The sequence below is a fragment of the Streptomyces sp. NPDC058685 genome, assembly GCF_042714725.1.
Lineage (GTDB): Bacteria > Actinomycetota > Actinomycetes > Streptomycetales > Streptomycetaceae > Streptomyces.
On the sequence record NZ_JBHXSL010000081.1, the window covers coordinates 1 to 24,434 of the forward strand.

The 24,434-nt window shown below is 70.7% G+C and carries 24 protein-coding genes; 16 read left to right on the forward strand and 8 right to left on the reverse strand.

The genetic code is table 11. The features are described from left to right. Positions 1-56 precede the first annotated feature (56 nt). Complete coding sequence (locus ACFWU3_RS34620; protein WP_384445325.1) at positions 57-716, reverse strand: PepSY domain-containing protein; 660 nt, start codon at positions 714-716, stop codon at positions 57-59. A gap of 115 nt (positions 717-831) precedes the next feature. Between ACFWU3_RS34620 and ACFWU3_RS34625 the strand changes: the two genes are divergently transcribed. Then, a complete protein-coding gene (locus ACFWU3_RS34625; protein ID WP_384445327.1) occupies positions 832-1,497 on the forward strand; it encodes a response regulator transcription factor in 666 nt (221 codons plus the stop codon). Continuing rightward, positions 1,494-2,912 (forward strand): ATP-binding protein, encoded by a 1,419-nt coding sequence (locus ACFWU3_RS34630; RefSeq protein ID WP_384445329.1) that lies wholly within the window; start codon positions 1,494-1,496, stop codon positions 2,910-2,912. The genes ACFWU3_RS34625 and ACFWU3_RS34630 overlap by 4 nt, the downstream gene beginning before the upstream one ends. Before the next feature lie 13 nt (positions 2,913-2,925). On the opposite strand, the gene ACFWU3_RS34635 is transcribed toward ACFWU3_RS34630, so the two are convergent. The 4 genes from ACFWU3_RS34635 to ACFWU3_RS34650 form a co-directional block, all read right to left on the reverse strand. Next, a complete protein-coding gene (locus ACFWU3_RS34635; RefSeq protein WP_340475461.1) occupies positions 2,926-3,402 on the reverse strand; it encodes a MarR family transcriptional regulator in 477 nt (158 codons plus the stop codon). 128 nt (positions 3,403-3,530) lie between these two features. Further along, positions 3,531-4,310, reverse strand: a complete 780-nt coding sequence (locus ACFWU3_RS34640; protein ID WP_384445331.1) for an AIM24 family protein — start codon at positions 4,308-4,310, stop codon at positions 3,531-3,533. Further along, positions 4,307-4,957 carry an AIM24 family protein gene (locus ACFWU3_RS34645; protein ID WP_384445333.1) on the reverse strand — a complete coding sequence of 217 codons (651 nt, stop codon included), beginning with the start codon at positions 4,955-4,957 and terminating at the stop codon, positions 4,307-4,309. The genes ACFWU3_RS34640 and ACFWU3_RS34645 overlap by 4 nt, the downstream gene beginning before the upstream one ends. Beyond that, positions 4,957-5,589 carry an AIM24 family protein gene (locus ACFWU3_RS34650; RefSeq protein ID WP_384445360.1) on the reverse strand — a complete coding sequence of 211 codons (633 nt, stop codon included), beginning with the start codon at positions 5,587-5,589 and terminating at the stop codon, positions 4,957-4,959. The genes ACFWU3_RS34645 and ACFWU3_RS34650 overlap by 1 nt, the downstream gene beginning before the upstream one ends. A 175-nt stretch (positions 5,590-5,764) precedes the next feature. Here ACFWU3_RS34650 and ACFWU3_RS34655 point away from each other — a divergent pair, with 175 nt between their 5' ends. The 5 genes from ACFWU3_RS34655 (at position 5,765) to ACFWU3_RS34675 (ending at position 8,603) form a co-directional block, all read left to right on the forward strand. After that, positions 5,765-6,109 carry a DUF3817 domain-containing protein gene (locus ACFWU3_RS34655; RefSeq protein WP_327680083.1) on the forward strand — a complete coding sequence of 115 codons (345 nt, stop codon included), beginning with the start codon at positions 5,765-5,767 and terminating at the stop codon, positions 6,107-6,109. Further along, on the forward strand, positions 6,106-6,399 hold the full coding sequence (locus ACFWU3_RS34660) for an MTH1187 family thiamine-binding protein (RefSeq protein ID WP_384445335.1): 294 nt from the start codon (positions 6,106-6,108) through the stop codon (positions 6,397-6,399). Before ACFWU3_RS34655 ends, ACFWU3_RS34660 begins: the two co-directional genes overlap by 4 nt. A 193-nt stretch (positions 6,400-6,592) precedes the next feature. Beyond that, complete coding sequence (locus tag ACFWU3_RS34665; protein WP_384445337.1) at positions 6,593-7,297, forward strand: hypothetical protein; 705 nt, start codon at positions 6,593-6,595, stop codon at positions 7,295-7,297. Then, entirely contained in the window at positions 7,294-7,974 is a 681-nt protein-coding gene (locus ACFWU3_RS34670; protein WP_384445339.1) for a DUF4166 domain-containing protein, read from the forward strand. The genes ACFWU3_RS34665 and ACFWU3_RS34670 overlap by 4 nt, the downstream gene beginning before the upstream one ends. Next, positions 7,971-8,603: a TetR/AcrR family transcriptional regulator gene (locus ACFWU3_RS34675; RefSeq protein ID WP_384445341.1), complete on the forward strand. Its 633-nt coding sequence runs from the start codon at positions 7,971-7,973 to the stop codon at positions 8,601-8,603. Before ACFWU3_RS34670 ends, ACFWU3_RS34675 begins: the two co-directional genes overlap by 4 nt. Positions 8,604-8,616: 13 nt before the next feature. Here ACFWU3_RS34675 and ACFWU3_RS34680 read toward each other — a convergent pair whose 3' ends face one another. After that, a complete protein-coding gene (locus ACFWU3_RS34680) occupies positions 8,617-9,606 on the reverse strand; it encodes a DUF5937 family protein (RefSeq protein ID WP_384445343.1) in 990 nt (329 codons plus the stop codon). A 353-nt stretch (positions 9,607-9,959) separates the two neighbouring features. Here ACFWU3_RS34680 and ACFWU3_RS34685 point away from each other — a divergent pair, with 353 nt between their 5' ends. From ACFWU3_RS34685 to ACFWU3_RS34700, 4 genes are all read left to right on the forward strand, one after another. Continuing rightward, the gene (locus tag ACFWU3_RS34685; RefSeq protein ID WP_384445362.1) at positions 9,960-11,324 is read left to right on the forward strand and encodes an MFS transporter; all 1,365 of its coding nucleotides are present in this window, start codon (positions 9,960-9,962) and stop codon (positions 11,322-11,324) included. Positions 11,325-11,334: 10 nt separating this feature from the next. Further along, positions 11,335-11,844 (forward strand): MarR family winged helix-turn-helix transcriptional regulator, encoded by a 510-nt coding sequence (locus ACFWU3_RS34690; RefSeq protein WP_384445345.1) that lies wholly within the window; start codon positions 11,335-11,337, stop codon positions 11,842-11,844. Positions 11,845-11,966: 122 nt separating this feature from the next. Next, the gene (locus ACFWU3_RS34695; RefSeq protein WP_384445347.1) at positions 11,967-12,293 is read left to right on the forward strand and encodes a DUF3817 domain-containing protein; all 327 of its coding nucleotides are present in this window, start codon (positions 11,967-11,969) and stop codon (positions 12,291-12,293) included. An 86-nt stretch (positions 12,294-12,379) separates the two neighbouring features. Then, positions 12,380-14,080: a methylmalonyl-CoA mutase gene (locus ACFWU3_RS34700; RefSeq protein WP_384445349.1), complete on the forward strand. Its 1,701-nt coding sequence runs from the start codon at positions 12,380-12,382 to the stop codon at positions 14,078-14,080. Between the two features lie 109 nt (positions 14,081-14,189). Here the strand turns inward: ACFWU3_RS34700 and ACFWU3_RS34705 are convergent, their stop codons facing one another. Beyond that, positions 14,190-14,825, reverse strand: coding sequence for a TetR/AcrR family transcriptional regulator (locus tag ACFWU3_RS34705; RefSeq protein WP_313944020.1), 636 nt, complete (start codon positions 14,823-14,825; stop codon positions 14,190-14,192). A 238-nt stretch (positions 14,826-15,063) separates the two neighbouring features. On the opposite strand from ACFWU3_RS34705, the gene ACFWU3_RS34710 reads away from it, so the two are divergent. From ACFWU3_RS34710 to ACFWU3_RS34730, 5 genes are all read left to right on the forward strand, one after another. Further along, entirely contained in the window at positions 15,064-16,035 is a 972-nt protein-coding gene (locus ACFWU3_RS34710) for a tetratricopeptide repeat protein (protein WP_313944019.1), read from the forward strand. Positions 16,036-16,689: 654 nt separating this feature from the next. After that, a complete protein-coding gene (locus ACFWU3_RS34715; protein WP_356706712.1) occupies positions 16,690-17,346 on the forward strand; it encodes a DUF6230 family protein in 657 nt (218 codons plus the stop codon). 97 nt (positions 17,347-17,443) lie between these two features. After that, positions 17,444-17,998, forward strand: a complete 555-nt coding sequence (locus ACFWU3_RS34720) for a DUF6114 domain-containing protein (RefSeq protein ID WP_384445352.1) — start codon at positions 17,444-17,446, stop codon at positions 17,996-17,998. Then, complete coding sequence (locus ACFWU3_RS34725) at positions 17,988-19,322, forward strand: hypothetical protein (RefSeq protein ID WP_384445354.1); 1,335 nt, start codon at positions 17,988-17,990, stop codon at positions 19,320-19,322. The genes ACFWU3_RS34720 and ACFWU3_RS34725 overlap by 11 nt, the downstream gene beginning before the upstream one ends. 156 nt (positions 19,323-19,478) lie before the next feature. After that, positions 19,479-20,012: a hypothetical protein gene (locus tag ACFWU3_RS34730; protein WP_384445356.1), complete on the forward strand. Its 534-nt coding sequence runs from the start codon at positions 19,479-19,481 to the stop codon at positions 20,010-20,012. Positions 20,013-20,141: 129 nt separating this feature from the next. On the opposite strand, the gene ACFWU3_RS34735 is transcribed toward ACFWU3_RS34730, so the two are convergent. Further along, on the reverse strand, positions 20,142-24,122 hold the full coding sequence (locus ACFWU3_RS34735; RefSeq protein WP_384445358.1) for an ALF repeat-containing protein: 3,981 nt from the start codon (positions 24,120-24,122) through the stop codon (positions 20,142-20,144). Positions 24,123-24,434: the final 312 nt, after the last annotated feature.

Consider the following 24,434-nt stretch of genomic DNA (forward strand, 5'->3'; position numbering starts at 1 on the left):
ATCGATCGAGCCCCGCCGGCGGCCGGGGAGACGGCCGGAGGCGGCCGTACCGGGAATCAGTCGTCGGAGCCGTCGTCGGCCTTGTCCTGCGAAGTGCCGTCGTCCGAAGCGCTGTTGGCCTTGTCGTCCTTGGCGTCGGCGGCGTCGGCGGTGTCGTCGGCGGCGTCGGTGTCGTCGGTGTCGTCGGCCTTGTCCTGCGACGCGGACGCCTTGCCCGTCGTCGCGTCCACCGTCACGTCGTGCGACGCCCCGTCCTCGCCCCGGACGTCGACCTCCCAGTGACCGTCGTCGAACTCGACCTCCGTGACCGTGCCGGGGCGGAAGTCCAGCGCCGCCGCGCTCGCCTGCCGGGCGTCGACCTTCGCCGCGCTCAGGGCCTTGCGCTCGGCCGCGTCGTCGGACCCGCTGTCGTCGGACCGGTCGTCGTCGCCCTTGTCGTCCTGGGCGGCGGACGCCTTGCCCGACCCGTCCACCGTCACCTCGCGGTCGTCGCCGTTCTTGCCCTGCACATCGACCTCCCAGACGCCCGCGTCGTCGTCCGTGCCGGCCGACTCCACCGTGCCCGGTGCCTTCTGGAGCGCCGCGTCCACCGCCTGGGAGACGGTGACCTTCGACGTCGGCGCGGTGTCGTCGGCCGAGGCGGCCACCGCGGTGTAGGTGCCGCCGCCGACCAGGGCCGCCACGGCCACTGCGGAGATCAGGATCTTGCGCTTCATGAGGTGTCCTTAGGGATCGGTTGGTTGCGACGGGAACCAATCTCCCCGGGTGATGCTGAACCCGAGCTGAAGCCACCTGAAGGGTTCTTCAGCTTCGGTGCGCGACCCTGGGCACATGCGTTTGCTGATCGTGGAGGACGAGAAGCGGCTCGCTCTGTCCCTCGCCAGGGGACTGACGGCCGAGGGCTATGCCGTGGACGTGGTCCACGACGGTCTGGAGGGGCTCCACCGGGCCTCGGACGGCGACTACGACCTCGTCGTCCTCGACATCATGCTGCCCGGCATGAACGGCTACCGCGTCTGCGGGGCGCTGCGCGCGGCGGGCCACGACGTCCCGATCCTGATGCTCACGGCCAAGGACGGTGAGTACGACGAGGCCGAGGGACTCGACACCGGCGCCGACGACTACCTGACCAAGCCCTTCTCGTACGTGGTCCTCGTCGCGAGGATCAAGGCCCTGCTCCGCCGCCGCGGTCCGGCCGCCGGTTCCCCCGTCCTCACGGTGGGCGATCTGCGGGTGGAGACGGCGGCCCGCCGGGTCTTCCGCGGTGCGGAGGAAGCCTCGCTCACCGCCAAGGAGTTCGCCGTCCTGGAGCAGCTCGCCGTGCGCGCCGGGGACGTGGTGAGCAAGGCGCAGATCCTGGAGCACGTCTGGGACTTCGCCTACGACGGCGATCCCAACATCATCGAGGTCTACATCAGTTCGCTGCGCCGCAAGCTGGGCGCCGAGCGCATCCAGACCGTGCGCGGCGCGGGCTACCGACTGGTGGCCACGCGATGAGGTCGGTGCGGGCGCGAGCCGCTCTGGGCGCCACCCTGGTCGTCGCCGTCGCCCTGATCGCCGCGGGCGTCTCCGTCCTCCTCGTGCTGCGGACCAATCTCATCGACCAGACGGATCTCCAGGCCGAGGTCGCCGCCCGCGAGACGGCCTCCCAGGTCGCCCTGGGCACGGCGCTCGACCGGCTCGACCTGCCCGACGGCGACGAGCGGCCGGTGCAGATCGTCGACGAGAAGGGCCGGGTGCGGGCCGTGAGCGAAGGGCTGGAGAGCATCTCCGGCACCGCGACCGGTCAGGTGAAGCCCCAGCGCGCGGTCCCGCCGCCCGCGGGCGACGACGATGACGACGGGCAGGAGCAGGACGACGATCCGCGCCCGGGCGAGGTGTCGAGCGCCGAACCGCGCTTCAGCACGGGCAGCGCCACGGTGGACGGCGAGAGCGCCGAGTACCGGTTCGCCGCCGTCGAGGCGGCGAACGGCGACGGTCTCACGCTCACCGTCTACGCGGGGGCACCGCTGGCTCCCGAGCAGGACGCCGTGAACACCGTGCGCGAAGCCATGCTGGTCGGGCTGCCGCTGCTGCTGGTCGTCGTCGGCGGGGTGACATGGCTGGTGACCCGTCGCGCCCTTCAGCCGGTCGAGGGCATCCGGAGCGAGATGGCGGCCATCACGGCGTCCGAGGATCTCTCCCGGCGCGTTCCGGAGCCCGGCTCGCGGGACGAGGTCGCCCGGCTGGCCCGGACGACCAACGAGACGCTGGCCGCGCTGGAGGCATCCGTCCAGCGGCAGCGTGCCTTCGTCGCGGACGCCTCGCACGAGCTGCGCAGCCCCATCGCCTCGCTGCGCACCCAGCTCGAAGTGGGCGTTGCGCACCCGGAGTTGCTGGATGTGCCCGGCGCGGTGGAGGACACCGTACGGCTTCAGCAGCTCGCCGCCGATCTGCTGCTGCTGGCCCGGCTGGACGCGGGGGAGCGGCCCGGGAGCACCCGGCTGGACCTGGCCGCGCTGGTGCGCGAGGAGACGTCACAGCGGACGGGCGACCGGATCGCGGTGGCGGTGGAAGCCGGTGAAGGGCTCGAAGTCAACGGATCGCGCGGTCAGTTGGCGCGGGTGCTGGGCAATCTCCTGGACAACGCCCAGCGGCACGCGCGTACGTCGGTCAGCGCCTCGGTGACCCGGCAGGGGCGTCAGGTGGTGCTCAGCGTCGCGGACGACGGGGACGGGGTCCCCGAGGGCGAACGGGAGCGGATCTTCGAGCGGTTCGTGCGCCTCGACGACGCCCGCAGCAGGGACGAGGGCGGCGCCGGCCTCGGGCTCGCCATCGCGCGCGATGTGGCGGTGCGCCACGGCGGAACGCTGGAGCTGGGCCGGGCCGCGGCGGGCGGCGCGCTCTTCGAGCTCCGCCTGCCCGCCGCGTAGGACAGCGACCCGGTTACGCCTTGCCGCGCCGACCGCGCAGGTGGTCGGCCACCGGCGAGAGCGACGCCCGCAGGTCCGCGAGCGCCTCCGGCGTCAGCAGATCGATGAAGTGCTTGCGCACGGACGCGACATGGTGCGGCGCGACCTTCTGCATGGTCTCGGTGCCCTGGTCGGTGAGGACCGCGTACAGCCCGCGGCGGTCGGACTCGCAGTTCTCCCGGCGGACCAGGCCCGCGCTCTCCATGCGCGTGATCTGGTGGGAGAGGCGGCTCTTGGACTGGAGCGTGGCCGCCGCCAGGTCGCTCATCCGCATCCGCCGGTCCGGCGACTCGGAGAGGTTGACCAGGATCTCGTAGTCGTTGTTGGTCAGGCCGAACGGCTGGAGGTCCTTCTCGAGCTGGTGCATCAGCAGTCGGCTGACGTCCAGGTGCGTGCGCCAGGCGCACTGCTCGTCATCGGTCAGCCAGCGGGTGGCCGTCTCGGTCTCCATATATGGATTCTACCTAAGAAGTTGAAAGACGGACGAATTGTGGAGCTGTGACGCCGGGCACCCGTACACGAAAGGCGCAGCGCACCGGTGGGTGCAGACGTTCGACGTCACACTCCGCAGACTACCGCTCACAGGCCGAAGCGACGCTGGAGGTCCCCCAGCTGACCGGGGAGACGGGGTGTGCCCGCCGGTTGACCTGGGGTCCCTCCGCCATGGCCGCCCGGCACCCCCGCCTGATGCGGAACGGCGCCGGTCGCCGTCTCCGCCATCAGCATCTCGGTGGACTGGAGCAGTACCGTGCCGGCGCCGATGAACTCGAACTGGTGCTCCTCGCCGGAGGCACCGCCGATCCCCGTCATCGCCCGCAGCCCTCCCATCACGCCGGTCATATAGCCGTGGTCGTAGTGGTGGCAGGGGGAGGGGCAGTCGGCCCAGCCCACCAGCGCCTGCGGATCCACCCGGAGCGGGGGCTCCATGAAGACCACGGGCCCGTTGGACGCGGCGACGAACTTCCCGGTTCCGATCAGGGTCAGGAAGCCCGGCACGATCGACTGCTTCAGCGCCAGCGTCGGCTCGTAGGCGAGCAGATTGCCGGACCGGATCGTCAGATTGCCGTTGTCCAGGTCGTAGGAGTTCACGTCGAAGGCGCGGTCGGCGAGCAGCATCTTGCCGCTGCCCTCGGCCACCACCCAGTCGCTCGCGTGCAGCGGCGAGTGGAACGAGGTCCGCATCAGCCGGTCGAGCCGGCCGTGACCGATGCCGTTGAAGTCGATGCGCCCGTAGTAGGCGATCATCTTCCCCTTCTGCAGGAACCACTGGCTGCCCTTGAGCTCCACGCAGAACGTGTACGCGTTGACGTTGTCGTCGCTCGGCAGCGTCATCGGGTCGAAAACCACCGGGGTGCTCACAGCTTCTCCTCCGACGCCTGGACGTACACCGCGCCACTGCCGCTCAGTTCCAGCTGGAACGCCTCGCCCGAGCCGCGCCCCACCATGTCGCGCCAGCCCAGCGCGGTGGAGAGTTTGTTGCGTACGTCGCCGTGGTGAGCCACGTACGCCTGCGGGTCCACATGGACCGCGCGCCCGGGAATGATCGGCAGTTCGATCACACCGCCGTGCGCCATCACCGCGACGGCGCCGTGGCCCTTGAGCGTCGTGGTGAACAGGCCCTGGCCGGTCACCTGGCCACGGACCATGCCCATGACCCCGCCCTGCGAGCCCATGAACATCGTGCCCTGCTGGAGGGTGCCGTCGAACGCGAGCAGCCGGTCGGCCTCGACGTAGAGGGTGTCGCCGGTGAGCTGGATGACCTGGATGTGATGGCCGCCGTGGCCGAACATCACCGTGCCGTTGCCCTCGACCGTCATCAGCGGCGTCGCCTCGTTGGCCACGCGCCGGCCGATCATCGACATCAGGCCGCCCTGGCCACCCTGCATGTTCGGCGTGAAGCTGACCTCGCCGCGGTACGCGAGCATCGCGCCGCGCTGGCTGAACATCTTCTGGCCCGGGCCGAGAGTCGCCTCGACCATCTTGGAGTTGATCTCACGGAACGGCATCAGACGTCGCCCCCGATGGTGTTCCGCTCGCTGGGCTGGACGTAGACGAGTCCGTCGCCCTCGAAGCGGATCTGGAAGGCCTCGCCGCCGCCCTCGCCGAGAAAGGTGCGGAAGGTCACACCCGACTGGAAGTTTTGCTGGAGGTTGCCCTGGTGGGCGATGTACGCGCCGGGGTCGACCGCGAGCGGGTACTGCGGTGTCACCCGCAGGATCACCGCCGGGCCGTCCGACATGATCGCGGCCTGGCCGGTGCCCTCGACGGTGGTGGTGAACAGGCCGTTGCCCGTCGCCCCGCCGCGCAGACCGGTGAAGGTGGTCCCGGTGCGCAGACCCCCGTCCGTGCAGAGCAGATTGCTCGACTCGACGAAGAGCTTGTCGCCGTGCAGGTTCACGAGGTTGATCTCGGACGCGCGGTCGGCGAAGTAGCAGGTGCCCTGGCCCCTCACCTCCATCACGACCATCTGTTCGCCGGTGAGGCGGCGGGTGACCATCCCGCGTATGCCCTCACCGCCGCCGGACATCTTCTTGAACGCCATCTGGCCGTCGTAGGCGACCATCGAGCCGTTCTTCGCTTTGACGGCGTCGCCGGTCATGTCGACCGCGAGCACTTTGCTCCCTTGGAGCCGGAACATTGCCACGGAGCGACGTTAACCGGACGTGGGCTGGACGAACAGGGCCCGAGGGAAGATCCCGGACTCCTGGACGGACCCCCGGACAAAGCCTTGGCAAAGTGAGCTGCCACAATGGTGCAGCGCTTGTGAGCGCGTTCACAAGATCACTGCCGCCCCTCCCACCGAAGGTGCCCCCGTGGACATCAAGACCGCCTCGTCACTCCACCGTCTCCGCCTGGTCTCCGCGCCGGAGGCCATCTCCTTCCTCCTGCTGCTCGTCTGCTCGGTGCTCAAGCGCACGACGGAGTTCAACGCGGTTCCGGTCATGGGCGCGATCCACGGTGTGCTCTTCATCCTCTACGTGCTCTTCTGGCTGGACGCCTGGAACCGCACCAAGTGGGACCTGAAGACCGCGGCCCTCTACTTCGTCCTGTCCGTGCTGCCCTTCGGCGGCTTCTACGCCGAGCGCAAGCTGCGGCGCGCGGCCGACGACGCCGTCATCGCCTCCCGCGCCCGCCGCGAGGACGGGGTCAGCGCATGATCGTCGCTTTCTCCGTCACGCCGCTGGGCGTGGGTGAGGATGTCGGGGAGCATGTCGCCGACGCCGTGCGGGTGGTCCGTGAATCGGGCCTGCCCAACCGCACGGACGCCATGTTCACCTCGGTGGAAGGGGAGTGGGACGAGGTGATGGACGTGGTCAAGCGTGCCGTCGCCGCCGTCGAGGCCCGTGCGCCGCGCGTCTCCCTGGTCCTCAAGGCGGACATCCGGCCCGGCGTCGAGGACGGTCTCACCTCCAAGGTGACGACGGTGGAGCGGCATCTGTCCGCCTGACCCGCGCCCTCCCCTCTTCGCTTCGTCTCTTCTTCGCGTCAGCCCCCGGCTCCTGGGAGCCAGGGGCTTTCTCGTGCCCGGGGCCGGCCTCCTGTACGGGATCTCGTGGTCGAAGGAGGGTTGAGCGACTGCTCAAATCCTTGCTACCTTCCTTTTGAGCGGTCGCTCAAAACCGGCTGTACGGGGGTTCGGCATGAGGCTGTACATCGAGACGTGCGTACGCGCGGAGCTGGAGACGCTCTGGGAGCGCACCCAGGAGCCGGCGCAACACCAGCGCTGGGACCTGCGTTTCACCGAGATCGACTACCTGCCGCGCCGTGCGGGAGAGCCGCAGCGCTTCCGGTACGCGACCCGCGTCCTGCCCTGGCTGACCGTCGCCGGCACCGGTGTCTCCGCGGGGGAGCGCCACCTGGCCGGCGACCGCGTCTCCGCCCTCCGGTTCGCCTCGCCGCACCCCCTCTCGCTGCTGAAGGAGGGGAGCGGTTACTGGCGTTACGTCCCGACGGCCGACGGCGTGCGCTTCCTCACCGGGTACGACTACCGCCCGCGCTGGGGCCGGCCGGGCCGCGTCGCGGACCGCCTGGTCTTCCGTCCGCTCATGGGATGGGCCACCGCCTGGTCCTTCGACCGGTTGCGGCTGTGGTGCGAGCGGGGAATCACCCCCGAACGCGCACTGGTCCACGCACTCGCCGACCTCGGCGTCCGGGTGCTGGCCGCCGGGACCGCCCTGTCGCTGGACCCCCTCGCGGGTCTCGCGGCCGCCGTCGCCGCGGTCGTGCTGCCGCCCTCGCCCCGCACGCCCGCCGCCCGCCGCTGCCTTCGCACTCCGCCGGGACCGGCGGCCCCGCCCGCACTTCTCGGCTCCCTGGAGCGGACGAACACCCTGGAGCACGCATGAGCTCGATCTTCCGCACCGTCATGGGCGACGACTTCGGCCGGCTGCACCCGCAGCTCCAGCGCCGCTTCTCCGTCGGGCTGGCCGGCGGCGAGGCATGCGTCGGACGCGGGGTGATGGACCGCATCTGGCACGGTCGCGGCTTCGTCAAACCGTTCCTGGCCCTCGGCGGCAGCCGCAACATCCTGGTGCCGCGCACCGGTCGCGGTGTCCCCTTCACCATCGAGAACTTCCCGTACGCCGACAGCTACGGCCGGGAGACCGTCACCTTCGTCCGGACCTTCGCCCTGCCCGGCGGACCGCGCCGCTTCGACGCGACGATGGTCGCCGCCCCGTCGGGCGACCGCATCGTCGACTACCTCGGCACACACCAGCATCTCGCCAGCGATCTGCGCCTCTTCGCCGAGCCCGACGGCTCGCTGCTCATCCGCTCCGGCGAACACCGCTTCCGCGAGGGGCCGGTGGACCTACGGGTTCCCGAACTGATCGGCGGCGACGCCGAAGTGCGCGAGTCCTACGACGACGCCACCGGACGCTTCCGCATCCGCGTGCGGGTGACCAACCGCCGCTTCGGGCCGCTCTTCGGCTACGAGGGTTCGTTCACGGCCGAGTACGTCGACGTACGCTCGCACGGGGTGCGCGCCGGGCTGCGCCCGGTACGCGAGGAGATACGGGTGTGAGCCAGGAGACCAAGGAGAAACTGCTGGAGGGCGCGCTGCGCACGCTCACCGAGCAGGGCATCGCCAAGACCTCCGCCCGCTCCATCGCCGCCGCCGCCGGAGTCAACCAGGCGCTCGTCTTCTACCACTTCGGCTCTGTCGACGAACTGCTCGCCGCGGCCTGCCGCCACGGTGCGGAGCAGCGGGTGTCCCGCTACCGCGAACGGCTCGGCCGGATCGGCACACTGGCCGAACTCCTCGCGTTCGGGCGCGAGATGCACGCCGAGGAACGGGCCGGCGGCCATGTCGCGGTCCTCGGCCAGCTGCTCGCCGGAGCGCAGACCCAGCCGCGCCTCGCGCCCGCCACCGCCGCGGGCCTGGAGCTGTGGATCGCCGAGATCGAGAAGGTACTGGGCAGGGTCCTCGTGGCGTCTCCGCTGGGGGAGTTCGCCGATCCGGTGGGTCTCGCGCGTGCGGTCGCCGCGGCGTTCGTGGGCCTCGAACTGTACGAGGGCGTCGATCCGGGCGGCGCGGAGCGTGCGCTGGCCGCCCTGGAGCAGCTCACGGTCCTGGCGGCGGCCCTCGACGAACTCGGTCCGGTGGCCCAGCGCGCTGTCTGGCACAAACTGCGGCGCTCCAACCGCCGTTGAGCACGGCCCGAGTTCAGGCGCCGGGCTGCGTGGCCGCCAGGGCGATGCCGAGAGGGGTCCGTTCGTAGAGGACCTGGTGTCCGTAGCGGCGTGAGGTCAGCAGGCCCGCGTCCCGCAGCACCGACAGATGCGCGGACACGGACGAGGGCGCGAGACCCAGCCGGTGCGCGAGGGCGCTCGTTCCGGCGGGCTCGTCGAGGGCCACGAGCACGGACGCCCGCTTGGGGCCGAGCAGCCGGGCCAGCGCGTCCGGCGTGCTCGCCGCGGGCTCGCTCCACAGGGCGCCGATCCCGCGCGCCGGATAGGCGACGGTCGGCTGCCAGGGCGGCTCGAAGCCGGTCACGACGTCCGGCCAGCAGAACACGCTGGGCAGCAGCATCAGGCCCTGACCGTCGAGATGGCGCACATGGTCCCCGCTCCTCTCCAGCGTCAGCGTGCCGTCGGCCCATCGAAGCCGGGGGTGCAGATCGGCGAACAGGCCCTCGATACCGGTGTCGGCGAGCCGGCGTGAATGGAAGGCCACGTCGGCCTCCAGCAGCGTGCGCAGCCGGGGCCACTCCGGCTCGACCAGGACGTGCCACGCCTCCTGCAGCCGATCGGCCAGCTCGCGCACCGCGCGGGCGGGATCGGCGAGCAGGGCCCGGCCCACGGGTGACTCGGCGGCGCCGGGCGTGCAGGCGAGCGACCACGCCATGTCCTGGCGGGCGGAGCCGGGATCAGCCGCCCGTACGGCGGCGATCTCCTCGGCGAAGGACACGGCGGGGCCGATGGGCGGCGGCCCGAGGAAGTCGGGGGCGTGGCCGCGCCGGGGCATCAGCAGCCACAGGGCGGACAGGTCCAGCCGTGCGGCATCGCGCCGGATCCGGTCGAGCCAGGGCTGGTGGTAGCCGTGCCGGTCGGGGCGCTTGAGAGTGCGCACGGCCTCGTGCGTCTCCCAGAGAGGTGAGACGGCGAACCGGATGCGCAGGAGGTCCGCCTCCCGGAAGTGCATGGCGGACGGCATGACGGGCTCCTGAAGATTCGGCTGCGGCCGAAAGTCTAGGGCCGGGCGCGGCGGGTCGGCAGTCTGCGTCCATGAGCCGTCCCTCTCTCCCGCCGCCCTCCGGACCCGGCGGCACGAACGTGCCCACGGACACGACGCCCGGCGGTCACGAGGGTGCCGACGCCGGCGGCGGCGCGCGCCCCGCGGGTGCCGACGCCGTCGGTGCGCACCACGTCGTTGCAGGCCCCGCGACCGTGGATGCCGCCGATGCGCAGCCCGCCGTGACGAGCCGCGCGGGCGAGACGGCGGTCGAGGCACGCCCGGCAACCGTCGAGGCGGTCGGTGCGGAACCCGGCCTCGCGCCGGAAGCCGGTATGCACCCCGCCCCGGGGAAGGAAGCCGGTGCGCACCCCGCCCGGGGGAAGGAAGCCGGGGCGCATCCCGGCCTCGTGGAGAAGGCAGGCGCGCACCCCGCCGGCGGTGCGCCGCCATCCGCACCAGCACCGTCGACCGGCCCGCCGCAGGGCTACGGCGCCGTCTTCCGCGTCCGCGAGTTCCGCGCCGTCTTCGTCGCGCACCTCATGTCCCTGCTCGGCGTCGTCGTCTGCGAGATCTCCCTCACCGTCCTCATCTACCGGCTCACGGGCTCGCCCCTGCTGAGCGCCCTCACCTTCGCGCTCGGCTTCCTGCCGTACCTCGTCGGCGGAACGCTGCTCGCCGGGGTCGCCGACAAGTACCCCGCGCGACGGGTGCTCGTGCTGTGCGATCTCGTGTGCGCCGCATGCGCCGCGGCGATGGTGCTGCCCGTCACGCCCGTCGCCGTGCTGCTCGCCCTCCGCTGTGCCATCGCCGCCGTCTCACCCGTCTTCAACGGGACGCGGACCGCCACCCTCGCCGACATCCTCGGCGACGGCGACCTCTTCGTCCTCGGCCGGTCGCTGCTGCGCATCGTGTCCCAGAGCGCCGTCCTGACCGGCTTCGGACTCGGCGGGCTGCTGCTCGCCGTGGTGCCACCGCGCGGCGCCCTCGCCGTCACCTGCTGCACCTTCCTCGGTTCCGCGCTGCTGCTCCGGTTCGGCACGAAGCGCCGCCCCGCCCGGGACGGCGACAGCGGCGCCCTGCTGCGCTCGTCGCTCACGGGCGCCCGCCAGGTCTTCGCCAACCGCAGACTGCGCGTGCTGATGCTGCTGTTCTGGGTGCCGCCGATGTTCAGCGTCGCGCCGGAGGTCCTCGCCACCCCCTACGCCGACGCCGTCGGCATCGGGCCCGCCGGTCTCGGGCTGCTGATGTGCGCGCTGCCCGCTGGCACGATCGCGGGGGAGCTGTACGCCGGGTCCGCGCTGCGCCCGGGCACCCGCGCTCGTATCGCCCTCCCGCTGGCCGCGGTCTCCCTGCTGCCGCTCGTCGCGTTCGCGCTGACCCCCGGCCTCGCCCTCGCCCTGCTCGTCCTCGTCGTCGCCGGCGCCACGAACGCGTACACCCTCGGCGTGGACCGGTGGTTCATCGGGGCGGTGCCCGACGAGCTGCGCGGCCGGGCCATGACCCTGATGACCGCCGGGCTGATGACGATCCAGGGTGTGGGCATGGCGCTCGCGGGTCTCGCGGCGGAGTTCTACGCGGTCAGCACGGTGGTGACGGGCGCCGGAGTCATCGGCACCCTCTGCTGTCTGCTGCTCGTCGCGGAAGCCCGTCGGACCGAAGGGCGAGACGGGGCTGACCGCCATGTGACCTCTCGGTAGGGTCGGTGCCGTGCCGAAGCCCCTCAGCCTCCCTTTCGACCCCATCGCGCGCGCCGACGAGCTGTGGCAGCAGCGCTGGGGTCCCGTCCCCTCGATGGCGGCCATCACCTCGATCATGCGTGCGCAGCAGATCCTGCTCGCCGAGGTCGACTCCGTCGTCAAGCCGTACGGGCTGACCTTCGCGCGGTACGAGGCGCTGGTGCTGCTGACCTTCTCCAAGGCCGGTGAGCTGCCCATGTCCAAGATCGGCGAGCGTCTGATGGTCCACCCGACCTCGGTGACCAACACCGTCGACCGCCTGGTCAGGTCCGGCCTGGTCGCCAAACGCCCCAATCCCAACGACGGCCGCGGCACCCTCGCCTCCATCACGGAGAAGGGGCGGGAGGTCGTGGAGGCGGCCACGCGCGATCTGATGGAGATGGACTTCGGTCTCGGGGCGTACGACTCCGAGGAGTGCGGAGAGATCTTCGCGATGCTGCGCCCCCTGCGGCTGTCGGCGAACGACTTCGACGACGCGTAGCCCGGCTCCCTCGGCGGGACGCGGGCGGTGGTCCGCAGTGCTCCGGCCTGCGGCGGGGCGGGGCCGCCATACCGTCCCACCCGCCCGAAGATCGCCCTATGCGCCCGGTTACGCTCGGTGCCATGAAAGCGAATGTGCTGACCCGCTACCGGGTGATGGCCTACATCACCGCCGTGTGGCTCCTCGTGTTCACCGGCGCGATCATCCTGAAGTACGGGTTCGACACCGGCGACACCATGCTGATCTCGCAGATCCACGGTGTGCTGTTCATCATCTACGTGATTTTCGCGTTCGACCTCGGCTCCAAGGCGAAGTGGCCGTTCGGCAAGCTGCTGTGGGTGCTGGCCGCCGGCTGCATCCCTGTGGCCAGCTTCTTCGTGGAACCGAAGATCACCCGCGAGGTCCGTCCGCTGATCGCGGACAGCCCCACCGCGGCAGTCAAGGCCTAGCTCTCACCCGGCCTCACCCCCGTGCGCCGAGGCTCACGGGGGCTTCCCATCGACATTTACTAGGACGTCCTAGTAAATTCGAGGGTATGGACGCTGACGCCATCGAGGAAGGCCGCCGACGCTGGCAGGCCCGTTACGACAAGGCCCGCAAGCGGGACGCCGACTTCACCACGCTCTCCGGGGATCCGGTGGAGCCCGTCTACGGGCCCCGGCCCGGAGACACCTACGACGGCTTCGAGCGCATCGGCTGGCCGGGGGAGTACCCCTTCACCCGGGGGCTCTATCCGACCGGCTACCGCGGCCGTACCTGGACCATCCGCCAGTTCGCGGGCTTCGGCAATGCCGAGCAGACGAACGAGCGCTACAAGATGATCCTCGCCAACGGCGGCGGCGGACTCTCCGTGGCCTTCGACATGCCCACCCTGATGGGCCGCGACTCCGACGACCCCCGCTCGCTCGGCGAGGTCGGTCACTGCGGTGTCGCCATCGACTCCGCCGCCGACATGGAGGTCCTGTTCAAGGACATCCCGCTCGGCGACGTCACCACCTCCATGACGATCAGCGGGCCCGCCGTGCCCGCCTTCTGCATGTACCTCGTCGCCGCCGAGCGCCAGGGCATCGACCCGGCCGTACTCAACGGCACGCTCCAGACGGACATCTTCAAGGAGTACATCGCCCAGAAGGAGTGGCTCTTCCAGCCCGAGCCCCATCTGCGGCTGATCGGCGACCTGATGGAGCACTGTGCGCAGGGCATTCCCGCGTACAAGCCGCTCTCCGTCTCCGGCTACCACATCCGCGAGGCGGGGGCGACGGCCGCGCAGGAGCTCGCGTACACCCTCGCCGACGGCTTCGGCTACGTCGAACTCGGGCTCAGCCGGGGCCTGGACGTCGACACCTTCGCACCCGGCCTCTCCTTCTTCTTCGACGCGCACCTCGACTTCTTCGAGGAGATCGCCAAGTTCCGCGCGGCGCGCAGGATCTGGGCGCGCTGGATGAAGGAGGAGTACGGAGCGAAGACCGACAAGGCGCAGTGGCTGCGGTTCCACACCCAGACCGCCGGCGTCTCGCTCACCGCCCAGCAGCCCTACAACAACGTCGTCCGCACGGCGGTCGAGGCGCTGTCCGCCGTCCTCGGTGGCACCAACTCCCTGCACACCAACGCACTGGACGAGACGCTGGCGCTCCCCAGCGAGCAGGCGGCCGAGATCGCGCTGCGCACCCAGCAGGTGCTGATGGAGGAGACCGGCGTCGCCAACGTCGCGGACCCGCTGGGCGGTTCGTGGTACGTCGAGCAGCTCACCGACCGCATCGAGGCGGACGCCGAGAAGATCTTCGACCAGATCAGGGAGCGCGGCCGCCGGGCACATCCCGACGGGCAGCACCCGATCGGTCCCATCACCTCGGGCATCCTGCGCGGTATCGAGGACGGCTGGTTCACCGGCGAGATCGCCGAGTCGGCCTTCCAGTACCAGCAGTCCCTGGAGAAGGGCGACAAGAGGGTCGTCGGTGTCAACGTCCACCACGGCTCGGTCACCGGCGACCTGGAGATCCTGCGGGTCAGCCACGAGGTCGAGCGCGAGCAGGTGCGCATCCTGGCGGACCGCAAGGCGCACCGCGACGACGCGCTCGTCCGCTCCTCGCTGGAGAAGATGCTGGCAGCGGCCAGGGACGGCTCCAACATGATCGGACCGATGCTCGACGCGGTCCGCGCGGAGGCGACGCTGGGCGAGATCTGCGACGCGCTGCGGGACGAGTGGGGCACGTACACCGAACCGCCGGGCTTCTGAGCACCACCTTCTGAACACCTCGGCCACGGCCGGTTGTCGGCACACGCACGGGCACGGGCGGCGGGGATACCCGCCGCCCGTGCCCGTGCGTGTTCTGCGCCTGCCGGTGTCAGTTCTGCAGGGAGGCCAGGCCCGAGAGCAGCAGACGGGTGAAGCCGGCCGCCCATGTCTCGTCCACCGGTTCCGCGCTGACCAGCAGCCGGTGAACCACCGCGCCCGCGATCACGTCGAAGATCAGGTCCGCGTTGCGCGCCGCCGTCTCCTCGTCCGCCTCGTACGGCAGCTCCCCCCGCGCCTGTGCCCGCGCCCGCCCCTCGAGGACCAACAGCTTCTGGCGCTCGACGATCGCCGTACGGATACGGCCCCGCAACGCCTCGTCCCGGGTGGACTCCGCGACCACGGCCATCAGCGCGGTCCGGGCCTCCGGCCGCTCCAGCAGGGCCGCGAACTGGAGGACCACGCCCCGTACATCGGCCTCCAGGCTGCCGAGGTCGGGCAGTTCGAGTTCGTCGAAGAGCACGGCGACGGCATCGACCACGAGCTCGCTCTTGTTCGTCCAGCGGCGGTAGAGAGTCGTCTTGGCGACCCCCGCGCGGGTGGCCACATCGCCCATCGTCAGCTTCGACCAGCCCAGTTCGACGAGCGCGGCCCGGGTCGCGTCCAGGATCGCGGAGTCGGCCTCGGCGCTGCGGGGGCGGCCCGTACGCCCGGTACGTACGGGTTTGGGGGAAGTGTGGCGGCACATGTCGGCGACCATACCGGCCGGTAAGCATTTCGTTGTGAGGCAGTTCACCGGAAAAATCTCACACGCGGCCGGGCTGGTGCAGTTACGCTACGACCCGTAGCGAAAGCTGTGACCGGCTCCGCGACAACCACACTGGCGCACGGGTGGGGACCCCGCGCCGCGTTCTTCGAGCAGTACCCGTACGACGGTCCTGTGACCGTGTTTTCCCATGCGTGCGTGGAGGGGGGAGGATGTACTCATGCAGCCTAGGAACATGTCCATGAGCGGCGTCGTCGACCTCGCCGCGGTGAAGGCGGCCGGAGAGGCCAAGGCCAAGGCGGAGCAGGCCCGTGCCGAGTCCGCCCGCACCGGCGGCGGCGGTGCCGTAGCCCCCTCCAGCCTGGTGATCGACGTCGACGAGGCGGGCTTCGAGCGCGACGTCCTCCAGCGTTCCGCCGAGGTCCCGGTCGTCATCGACTTCTGGGCCGAGTGGTGCGAGCCCTGCAAGCAGCTGAGCCCGCTGCTGGAGCGGCTGACGCAGGAGTACAACGGCCGTTTCCTCCTCGCCAAGATCGACGTCGACGCCAACCAGATGCTGATGCAGCAGTTCGGGATCCAGGGCATCCCGGCCGTGTTCGCCGTCGTCGCCGGGCAGGCGCTCCCCCTCTTCCAGGGAGCGGCCCCCGAGGCGCAGATCCGCCAGACGCTGGACCAGCTGGTGCAGGTCGCCGAGGAGCGCTTCGGTCTCACCGGCATCGCGGTCGACGCGGCGGCACAGGGCGAGGAGACCGCCCCGGCTCCCGTGCCCGCCGGCCCCTACGACGCTCTGCTGGAAGCGGCCGTACAGGCCCTTGACGCGGGCGACTTCGGCGGTGCCGTCCAGGCGTACAAGAACGTGCTGTCCGACGACCCGGGCAACACGGAGGCGAAGCTCGGTCTCGCCCAGGCCGAACTGCTGGGCCGTGTCCAGGACATGGACCCGCAGCAGGTGCGCCAGGAGGCCGCCGAGAAGCCGGCCGACGTGAACGCGCAGATCGCCGCGGCGGACCTGGACCTGGTGGGCGGCCATGTGGAGGACGCCTTCGGCCGTCTCGTGGAGGCCGTGCGCCGTACGACCGCCGAGGACCGCGACGCCGCCCGGCTGCGCCTCCTCGAACTCTTCGAGGTCGTCGGACCCGACGACCCGCGCGTGACGGCGGCGCGTTCCGCGCTCGCCAGGGTGCTGTTCTGAGCCATGTTTGAAAGTGCCTGAGTCGAACGTTCCGTTCCGCCAGGTCTGTGGGGTTTGCGGCGGTGGCGCTGGTGAGGCGCCGCCGCCGTTTTGGCGACAAGGTGACAGAACGCGGCTGCTCTTTACCAAAACTTGGTAATCCGGCGAGCTGTTACTCGCAGTAAATCAACCGGCTTGTTCTGTCCCTTTATTGGCGGCAATCCACCTGTCTGGCCAGACGGCCCCCTGCACCCTGCGTGGCCGGTCGGCGTCAGCCCGTCGTGGCGTGGTTATCAGGCCGTTACTAGCGAGTAACGAACCCCCTTGTGTCGCGGCCGGTAATGGACCACGATCGGCGACGCTCGGTCCAATACCGCACCAGCCCGGCCCCCAGCCGTGCCGTGGTCGTTGGGTCCCCACCGGGTGGACCGGCGGCAGTGGCGCCGGTCGCGGACAGGGGGGTTCCTGCCGAACGGCGGGGCCTGTCCGACAGGTTGTGCGTGATGCGTGTCAGGCGCGACCAGTGGTTGTCGCTCGGGGGTGATCGCCGGTGTTTCGGACGCGGATGCGCCTGAAAGTACAGGCGCTCTCCTTCCCGAGGACGTAGCACTTCTCCCATCCCAGGACGGACCCACGGTCCGGACCGGAGATGTACGTCCGAGAAGGAGGAAAGTCATGGAGTCAGTGACTCGGGGTGGAACCAGATGGAAGCGGTTCGCCCTTGTCATGGTGCCGAGCGTGGCCGCAACGGCTGCGATAGGCGTCGGTCTGGCACAGGGCGCGCTCGCCGCGTCGTTCGCTGTGTCCGGCCAGGAGTTCAAGGTCACCGCCGGCTATCTTGACGGCACTGGGTTCGCCCAGTACGGCGGCGTCGACATGGGGTACAAGGACCTCAAGGGCGACGAGAAGACGGCGCACCCGGTCGCCATCTCGACCTTCAAGAACGCGTCGATCACCAAGATGTGCCAGTCGGTCGTCACCGACGTGCCCTTCGTCGGCAAGATCACGCTGAAGCTGAAGGCGGGCGACAAGGGCACCCCGGTCCAGGCGAAGAACCTGTACCTGGACGTGTCCGAGCTGGACGCGAACGCCAAGTTCACGAACATCGACATCGGCGTCGCGGCCAAGGACACGGACAACCCGGGAACCGGCAAGGGCCCCGCGGTCAAGGACGAGTCGATCCTGCCCAACGGGTTCGCCCAGCAGGCGGAGCGTGCCGAGCTGACGGGTGTCAAGCAGAAGGCGTGGGCGACCACCGCCGGCACCTTCGAGCTCAGCGGCCTGAGCATGCGTCTGCTCAAGGGCTCCGGCGACGGCGTCGAGTGCTACTGACGGTCATCCCGTCCGGGCGGGCGGGTAGAGCTTTCACGGCTGCGCCCGCCCGCCCAACTCTTCACACAGCAATGCCAGTTCCAGGGAGCTGTTTTCCATGAGCGCCGAGTCTGCAGTGTCACCGGGACGGGACGAGCACTTCCTCCGCGTCCTTCGGCGGAACTTCCGCACGTGGCGGGGCCAGCGGCCTTTCTGGGCCGGACTGTTCACCCTGCTCGGCGGCATCCCCATCGCCTATTTCCCGTACGCGACGTTCAAGCTCGGGCACATGACGCTCTCCATGGCGACGACCGCGGGGGCGGGATCGCTGATCATCGGCGTCCTGCTGGTCACGCTGGGCCTGACGATGTGGTTCCACCACATCGTCCGTGTCTTCGCGGGAGTCGCCTCGATCCTGCTCGCGTTGATCTCGATCCCGATCGCCAACCTCGGCGGCTTCATCGTCGGATTCCTGCTGTCGATGCTCGGTGGCGCTCTGGCGATCGCCTGGGTACCCGGGAAGCCGCAGGCAGAGCCGGCCGAGGACAAGACCGCCGCATCCGCACCGGCCGAGCCGGCGGATGGCGCCGATCCGGAGCCCTGGGGCCCCTACGGCGCGAACACGCACGACACCACCATCGAATCCAACGGCGGGAGGAACAGTGCAGGGTGATGTCACACCGCTGACCACGGCTGGGGGCGATGGGGCACAGGTCAGAAAGGGGCCGCGGCACGCGGCGCCGAGGAAGTCGCTGCTGACCAAGCTCCAGAGGCCTGCGGGCAAGGCGATGGCCCTGGCCGCGATGCCCACCGCCGTCTTCGTCGGCATGGGCCTCACCCCCAAGCTGGCGCTCGCCGATGACAAGGACATTCCCTTCGCTCCCGGTCCGTGTGTGACACGTTCGGACGAGCCGGCGGAGTCCGAGTCGCCCAAGCCCTCCGAGTCGGCCAAGCCGTCCGACGAGGCGTCCGAGACGCCCGACCCGTCCTCGACCGCTCCGGCCGACGAGAACGACGGCAAGGACGAGAACGCCGAGCCGAAGCCGGACACCACGCCGTCCGCCTCCGACCCGGGGCGTGCCGACGAGGAGAAGCCCGACGAGGCGAAGCCGGCGCCGACCCCGACGCCCACCGAGTCGGAGACCAGGAACCCGCTGGATCCGCTGGGTGTGGGTGACGCGCTCAAGGACCTCTTCGACGGTCCCGACAAGCCGACGGCCACGCCGGCGCCGACTCCCACCGAGTCGACGCCGAGCGAGAAGCCGGCCGACGAGCCGAGCGAGAAGCCGACGGCGAAGCCCGCGGAGCCGAAGGACGAGAAGCCGTCGGCCGAGCCCGCCGACAAGGCCGACGAGGCGGACGACAAGACCGACAAGGTCAAGGACGCCATCAAGGACGCGGCGGACAAGGCCGGGGCGACGACCGAGGAACTCGAAGCCGCGGTCAAGAGCCTCGACCCCAAGAGCGACACGGACATCCCCGAGGGTGCCAAGCCGCGCTTCCCGTGCCCCGAGGCCGACCCCAAGGCCCTGGCCGCGGCCGACCTGGAGCCGGGCCTCCCGCTGCTCCCGGACGAGCCCTGGGTGCTGGAGAGTTCGCTGCTCACCCTGACGGGCCTGGACTACAAGGGCATCGTCGAGGTCCAGACCGGCAGCGGAAAGATCAAGAAGGTGCTGAAGTTCACGGCTTCGGGCGTGGACATCAAGGACCTGCACCAGCTGGTGGACGGCCCCAACGGGACGACCGCGCACGTCGAGGCGGACAAGGGTTCCACGTCGACGATCCGCAGCGGCACGGTGACGATGTACACGGAGGAGCTGAAGGGCAACCTCTTCGGCCTCATCCCGATCACCTTCAGCCCGACGAGCCCGCCGCCGCTGAACGTGCCGTTCGCGTTCTTCACCAACGCCAAGGTGAAGCAGGCCGGTCAGTTCGGCGGGACGCTGTCGGTGCCGGGTCTGCACAACTACTTCACCGGTGGGAACACCGGGAACTGAGTCCTCCGGGAGCCGCGAGAAGGCTGTGGGCCGTACCCCGAGTCAGGGGTGCGGCCCACAGTCGTCCCTCGTGCTGATCCGACGGGGACCGGTTCTTGATCCGACGGGGACCGGTCTTTGATCCGACGGGGACCGGCCTTTGAGATGATCACCGGTATGAACATCATGGATGTGCTGACGGACATGGCGCTGACGGGCGGGCTGGGTGCCCTGAAGCCCGGAGCGTCACTGGACGAGGTGTCCGGCGTCCTCGGGGCTCCGGCCGTGGCGGACCACGTGCCGGGCGCCGCACCGTCCTGGCCGCGGACGTTCGCGTACGGGGACGTCCGCCTGGAGGTCTGCCGCTGCGGCCTGATCCACCGGGTCGCCCTCAGCACCTGGACGGATTCCGTCGACATCCCCGCCGCGTGCACCGGCACCCGCACCGGCACGGGCACGAAGACGGGCGCGGGCACGGTCAGCATGTCGCCGACCGTCACGTTCGCGCAGCTGCGTGCCGCGCTCGATCTCGCCCGTGTGGCCTGGGAGTCGGACCTGGAGCTCGCGAGCCAGTTCTCCGTCGTCGTGGACCGTGAGCCGGTCCTGGTCCGTTTCACCTTCGCCACCGAGGCGGGGGCAGGCGCGGCCGGCAGGAGCGACGCGACGCTGCACAGCGCCATCGCCCGGGACACCGAGCACATGTGCCCCTGAGGCGACCGGGAGCCTCGCGCACGGGAACAGTCCGTACCCGAACGGGCTGCCGAACGGGAACGGGCCGGACCGCTGTTGCGGTCCGGCCCGTTCCGCCGGCTCCTCGCCCGGCTGCTCACGGAAGAGGGGTCAGCCGGCGGCCTTCTGCGCGCTGATCGCCTTCAGCGCCTGCACCAGACGGGCCAGCTTCGGCGCGAAGTTCGTCGCACAGCCGAACTTCAGGGACTTCCGCTTCTGGCCCGGCTCCAGATTCTCGTTGTACTTCCTGGCCTGCTCGTCCTGGTTGAAGATGTGCATCGCGTCGGTCGTCTTCGAGATGAGGTCCTCCCGAAGGGCGTCGTCGTCGATGATCGCCTGGACGGTGGCCCTGATCTCGGCGTCGGTCGGGAACTGGCCGTTGGCGGAACGGATCGGGGTGCCCATGATCCCGCCCTTGACGTTCGTGGTGGTGATGCCCACCTCGGCGCCGTTCAGCAGGTTGATGTGCGCACCCCTCTTGCTGCACCAGTCGTCGTCCACGGGGGAGGCGTGCTTGATGCCGCAGAAGCGCTTCTTCTTGCCGCTCGCCTTGGCACTGGCACTGGCACTGGCGCCGCCCTTGCCCGGAGCGGCCTTCGCGCTCCTGGCGCCGGGGCTCTGAGCGACGTCCGAGAACAGGTCGGCCGCGTCGAGGACACACTCACCGAGGTCGCCCTTGCGGTACTTCTCGATGATCTCCCTGAGGGACTTCAGCACCTTCTTGCCCCAGCGGGCCTTCTCGAAGAACTTGGCGACACCGCTGACCACGGACACGATCGCCTTCGTCACCGCCGGGAGCTTGCCGACGACCAGCACCAGGCTGCCCACGTCGACGAGCGACCAGAGGCAGCTCTCGATGTCTCCTTCGCCGAAGCAGCGCTTGACGTTGTTGACGCCGAGCACCTCGAGCAGGATCTCTCCGCCGTTCTCCCGCACCCAGTCGATGACGGACTTGTTGGCCGCCGCAAGCGCCTCGCGGAACTGGTCGACGCACTGCTGACCGCACTGCGCCCGCAGAATCGCCTCGTCGTCCGCGCTCAGACCCGGTTCGGTGGGGCCATCGGCCCCGGTGTCACCGGTCTCCATCGCGGCCTTGCGGGCCTCTTCGAGCCGCTTGCGCTCATCGGCCTCGGCCCGGTCGGCCGCCGAGTCGGCGTCCTTGGCCGCGCCGTCCGCGTTCTTCGCCGCGGTCTCGGCCGCGGTGGCGTCCTTCTCGGCCTTGGTGGCCGTGGCATCGGCGCTCGCCGCGTCCTTCTCCGCCGCACCGGCCGAGGCGCGGGCGCTCGCGGCGTCCCGCTCGGCGTCGGTGGCCTCGCGGTCGGCGGCGGCAGCCTCCGACTCGGCGTCCGTGGCGGCGAATCCCGCGTAGACGGCGTCGGTGCCTGCCTCCTGGTCGTACTTCTGGGCGGCGAGGTCGGCCTTCTTCGCGGCGGCTGCGTACTTCTCCGCCTCCGCTGCCGAGGCACGGGCGGCCGCGACGGACGCCAGCGCCTTGGCGGCGTCGGCAGCCGCGGCGGCGGCAGCCTGCGCCGCGATCTTGGCGTCACCGGCGGCCTTGTCGGCCAGGGCCTTCGCCGTGGCGGCCGCCCTGGCGGCCTCGTCCGACTTGGCCTTCGCCGCTGCCGCCTGCTGCTCGGCCATCGTCTTCGAGGTCTGCCCGACGAGTACCGCGAACGCCGCGGACGTGTCGGTCTCCTGATACGGCGTGCCGGTCGTGATGGCCTCGTTCGCCGCCTTGGTGACCGCCGTCGCCGCGTCACGCGCGGCGGTGGCGGCCTGACCGGCGGCGAACGCGAACCCGGCCGTCCTGACGGCCCAGGCGGCCGTCTTGTCCGCCTCGGCCTTGGCCGCTGTCGCCTCCTTGCGCGCCTTGACCGCCGCTGCCTGGGCCTTCTTGGCCTCGGCCTCCGCGTTCTTGGCGTTGGTCCGGGCGGCGGCCGCGGCGTCGATGGCTTCCGCGGCCGCGGCGTGCGCGGTCGCGGCGGCCGCGTGCGTGGTCATGTATGCCGACCAGGCACTGTCCGCCGCGGCCCGCGAGCGGGACGCCGCTCCCTCGGCCCGGGTGGCGGCGGCGCGTGCGTTCACCGCCGCGGTCGAGGCCTCGTTGGCCGCGGCCCGCGCGCGCGTGGCGGCCCCGGCCGCGTCGTTCGCCGCCCTGCGTGCCTCGGTCGCCGCCTCGCGGGCGTCTCCCGCTGCGGCCGTGCCTTCCGCTGCCGCGGCGGCCGCTTCCAGCGCCGCGGCGCGTGAGGCGGTCGCCTTCTTCTCGCGCTCGGCCTCGACAGCGGCGTCGCGGGCCAAGTAGGCCTCGGCCTCCGCCTCCTCGGCCTGATCACGCTTGGCCGCCGCGGTCGTACCCGCCGACTCGGCTGCCGTACGGGCCCGTCCCGCGGCTTCCCGCTCGCTCCCGGCCCGCTGCTCCGCGGCGGCCGCCTTCTCCCGCTCCTTCGTCGCGTTGGCGCGCTCCGCCGCCGCGATCCCCTTCTCCTTCTCGGCGATCCCGCGCTGCTTCTTCGCCTCCGCGGCACCCGCCTTGGCCGTCTGCTCCGCGGCCTCGGCCGTGCCCTGCGCGGTCTTCGCCTTCGCCGCGTTCGCCGCGGCCTCCTTGGCCTGCGCGTCCGCGGCCGCGGCGGCGGACTTGGCCTGGGCGGCGGCCTCCAGGGCCGCGGCCTTGCGGAATTCCGTGTTCAGCGCGTGCGACTGCGTCTTGGCGAGCGCCAGCAGCGCCTGGCTGTCGGCCACGGTCGCCTTGGCCGCGTTGGACGCGGTCAGTGCCGTCTTCGCCGCTGCCTGGGTCGCCGCGTACGAGGCCTTGGTGACCTGCACCGACTGCTGGGCGTACATCAGCCCGCGGCCGCGCGGCGTCTTGGCCGCGTCCGCGATGGCCCACGCCGCGCTCTGCGACGCGGTCGCCTTGTCGGCCGCGGCCTTGGCGGTGACGACGGCCTTGTCGGCGATCGGGACCTGCGCCGCAGCGGCCTTGCGGGCGGCGGTCAGGTCGGCCGCGGCCTTGGTGAAGACCGCGGGCTTGGGACGCAGGATGCTGTCCTTGGGCTGACCCGCCCAGTACTTCTGGAAGTACAGGATCTGGTCCGCCTGCCACGCCTGCCGGATGGACTCCAGCATCGCCTCGGTGGCGACCCGGACCTCCTTGGACGTGGTGAGCTCGGCGGCGGCGATCTCCTGGCGCTGCTTGGTCTGCCCGGCGTACTCAGCCTCCCACTCGGAGTACGCGTCCACCACCACGCCCGTGAGCGCGCGGTAGTGGTCGACGGGGTTGTCACTGTCGCAGCCGGCCCAGGCCACCTTCAGGGACTCGACCTCCGCCCGGTGCTCCAGGGAGCCGGGTTCGGGCGCGGTCTTCAGGAAGCCGCCGAAGCGGAGCACACTCGCGACGTCGTTGGCCGAACCGGGACGTCCGCTCTCACCGTTGTTGAGTCCCACCACCGCGTCGCGGGCGAGCGGCTTGTAGTTCGTCTCCCAGGTGTCACCGGAGGTGTCGAAGGCGGCGATGACCTCCTTGGCCTTGTCCAGGGGAGCCTTGCCCGGCTTGGGCGTCGGGTCCTCGCCCGTCTTGTAGGAGAACTCCCGCTCCTTCGTGGCGAAGGCGAGGATGTCCCCGCCGAACTCCGGTGCGTGGTAGTCCCGTCCGCCGACGCTGTTGTCGTGCGCGTACGGCTTGTTCGTCTCGTTGAGCTTCTCCTGACGAACGCGGAAGGCGTCACGCCGGGCCCTGGCCGCGTCCTCGTCGGCCGTCTGTGCCTCACCGAGAGGACCGAAGCCGAAGTGCCAGTCCTTCCAGGCGGCCTTGACGTCGGCGTCGGTGCCCGACAGCGCCGCGTTCGCCACGGCCTTCATCTCGGGACCGCCGTAGTGGACGGCCCGGGCCACCTGGCAGCGGTCCTTCCGGGCGTCCGCGCCCAGGCTGATCCGCAGCGTCCTCAGCCACGGGTCGGTCGGATTGTCCCCCGGTTCGTCCGCCTGGGCGGGTACGGCGTACACCAGACCCATGAGGACCGAGGACGCGGTGACCAGAGCGGTCCCCGCGAACCCCTTCGTCCAGGCGCGTCTCGCGCGCCCGGGTTTGGGCAGCATGCTTCTTCGCACTTCTTCTCAGCCTGTCTTTTCGGCAAAAGGTCGGCCCAGGAAGGAAGTACGGACGGGAAACGGGCGGGAAGGCGGCGCCACCCCCCGTACCGACGATTGATCAGGCACGGTCGAACACGGTCAACAAGCCCTCTGCGCAGCCCTGTTGGGCGCTCGATCCCCCAGCCTTCCCCCCGAAGGCCAGGAGATCATTGCATATCGAACACAGCAGCGGAAGGACCCTCCGTATACGGGGGAGGTCGAGGCTTTCGGTGAAGAGGACGTGAACGAGCGAGGGCGGCGCGCCGGTTCCTGTGAACC

Coding starts and splice junctions, on each gene's coding strand:
- ACFWU3_RS34620 (WP_384445325.1), bottom strand. CDS start 716: ATGAAGCGCAAGATCCTGATCTCCGCAGTGGCCGTGGCGGCCCTGGTC.
- ACFWU3_RS34625 (WP_384445327.1), top strand. CDS start 832: ATGCGTTTGCTGATCGTGGAGGACGAGAAGCGGCTCGCTCTGTCCCTC.
- ACFWU3_RS34630 (WP_384445329.1), top strand. CDS start 1,494: ATGAGGTCGGTGCGGGCGCGAGCCGCTCTGGGCGCCACCCTGGTCGTC.
- ACFWU3_RS34635 (WP_340475461.1), bottom strand. CDS start 3,402: ATGGAGACCGAGACGGCCACCCGCTGGCTGACCGATGACGAGCAGTGC.
- ACFWU3_RS34645 (WP_384445333.1), bottom strand. CDS start 4,957: ATGCCGTTCCGTGAGATCAACTCCAAGATGGTCGAGGCGACTCTCGGC.
- ACFWU3_RS34650 (WP_384445360.1), bottom strand. CDS start 5,589: ATGTTCCGGCTCCAAGGGAGCAAAGTGCTCGCGGTCGACATGACCGGC.
- ACFWU3_RS34660 (WP_384445335.1), top strand. CDS start 6,106: ATGATCGTCGCTTTCTCCGTCACGCCGCTGGGCGTGGGTGAGGATGTC.
- ACFWU3_RS34665 (WP_384445337.1), top strand. CDS start 6,593: ATGAGGCTGTACATCGAGACGTGCGTACGCGCGGAGCTGGAGACGCTC.
- ACFWU3_RS34670 (WP_384445339.1), top strand. CDS start 7,294: ATGAGCTCGATCTTCCGCACCGTCATGGGCGACGACTTCGGCCGGCTG.
- ACFWU3_RS34680 (WP_384445343.1), bottom strand. CDS start 9,606: ATGCCGTCCGCCATGCACTTCCGGGAGGCGGACCTCCTGCGCATCCGG.
- ACFWU3_RS34685 (WP_384445362.1), top strand. CDS start 9,960: ATGCACCCCGCCCCGGGGAAGGAAGCCGGTGCGCACCCCGCCCGGGGG.
- ACFWU3_RS34695 (WP_384445347.1), top strand. CDS start 11,967: ATGAAAGCGAATGTGCTGACCCGCTACCGGGTGATGGCCTACATCACC.
- ACFWU3_RS34700 (WP_384445349.1), top strand. CDS start 12,380: ATGGACGCTGACGCCATCGAGGAAGGCCGCCGACGCTGGCAGGCCCGT.
- ACFWU3_RS34705 (WP_313944020.1), bottom strand. CDS start 14,825: ATGTGCCGCCACACTTCCCCCAAACCCGTACGTACCGGGCGTACGGGC.
- ACFWU3_RS34710 (WP_313944019.1), top strand. CDS start 15,064: ATGCAGCCTAGGAACATGTCCATGAGCGGCGTCGTCGACCTCGCCGCG.
- ACFWU3_RS34715 (WP_356706712.1), top strand. CDS start 16,690: ATGGAGTCAGTGACTCGGGGTGGAACCAGATGGAAGCGGTTCGCCCTT.
- ACFWU3_RS34720 (WP_384445352.1), top strand. CDS start 17,444: ATGAGCGCCGAGTCTGCAGTGTCACCGGGACGGGACGAGCACTTCCTC.
- ACFWU3_RS34730 (WP_384445356.1), top strand. CDS start 19,479: ATGAACATCATGGATGTGCTGACGGACATGGCGCTGACGGGCGGGCTG.
- ACFWU3_RS34735 (WP_384445358.1), bottom strand. CDS start 24,122: ATGCTGCCCAAACCCGGGCGCGCGAGACGCGCCTGGACGAAGGGGTTC.